This is a genomic window from Rathayibacter sp. AY1F6 (assembly GCF_002932035.1).
GTDB lineage: Bacteria > Actinomycetota > Actinomycetes > Actinomycetales > Microbacteriaceae > Rathayibacter.
On the sequence record NZ_PSVD01000045.1, the window covers coordinates 1 to 1130 of the forward strand.

Here is a 1130-nt window from a genome sequence, read left to right on the forward strand (position 1 = left end):
AGTTCGGCGTCGAGAGCGTTGCTGATGATGCGCCCGACGGCGGTCGAGTACTCCCGGTCGGCGTTGTAGAACTCGGTGCCGTAGCCGGCCGGCGTGCGGGATCCGTCAGCGTTGATGAAGGATCGGTCCTCGGTACGCAGCTGCGCGATGGTCGCCTCGAGCGCGCCGTCGCTGAGGAGGGCGTCGACGTCGGTCGTCTGGTAGAAGTTCTCGACCACGGCGACGGCCGCCGGATCGGTCCCTTGAACGTCTCCCATGCGCTCCTCACACTGGACGCCGCTGGGCAGCGAATAGGTGATCGAGGCGTCCGGCGTCTCCGCCCACGGCGACCACGCGCCCGTCGCCGCGGCGGCCGCGGTCGCCATGCCACCGAGCAGTACCAGCGACGCCACTCCGGCGACCGCAGGACGCGCCCAGCGGTGACGGTTGACGCGGGCCTCTGCCGCCGCGAGCTGCTGAAGCTCGGCCAGCTCGACAGCGACGTCGTTCGTCACTGTCGATGTGCGGGGGCTGGACTCATCCAGCAGGACGTCCAGGGGGTCTCGGTCAGGGGCGGCAGTCATGACGGGCTCCTTCGAAAGCGGGTTCATCCTGTACATGTCCACCCCACCCGCAAACGTCTGCCGCAGCATGAAACCGGCTCGCCGCCCTCGTCGCGGTGCCAGCGCCGACGCCGGACGTCAGGTCGCGAGGGAAGAAGCGAGTTCGGCAGGCGCTCCTGCGGAGCGGGGCTGCCACGACTCGAAGACGCCGTAGGCGATGATCCGCTCCGCGGTCGACAGCAGCGGATTGCAGCTCGTCATCGTGATCAGACGATCCGTCGGAACGACGTCGCTCGTCCAGGGGACCGGATCGATGACCTGCACTTCGGAGGGCTGCACGTATTCGAGGTTCCGGAACCGATAGGTGTACCAGCCGTCGGCGGTCTCGATGTAGATCGCGTCACCTAGTTGCAGCTCATCGATGAGGTGCATTCCTCCGCCGGCGGCGGAGCGGTGCGCCGCGATCGCGAAGTTCCCCATTTCGCCGGGCATCTGCGTTCCCGGGTAGTGGCCGATGCTGCCCACGTCGAGCACGTTCTCCGCGTCGACGCCCTCAGCGATCGTGCGCACCCACCCCTCGCCGTACCG

General features: G+C 68.1%; 2 protein-coding genes. Both read right to left on the reverse strand.

Annotation, left to right across the window (positions count from 1 at the left end; all coding sequences use genetic code 11):
• Positions 1 to 632, reverse strand: a 632-nt coding sequence (locus C5C44_RS16605) for a hypothetical protein (RefSeq protein WP_146084374.1), incomplete at its 3' end; no start/stop codon positions are given.
• A gap of 48 nt (positions 633 to 680) precedes the next feature.
• Positions 681 to 1130: class E sortase (locus tag C5C44_RS16610; RefSeq protein WP_146084375.1), on the reverse strand; the 450-nt coding region annotated here is incomplete at its 5' end.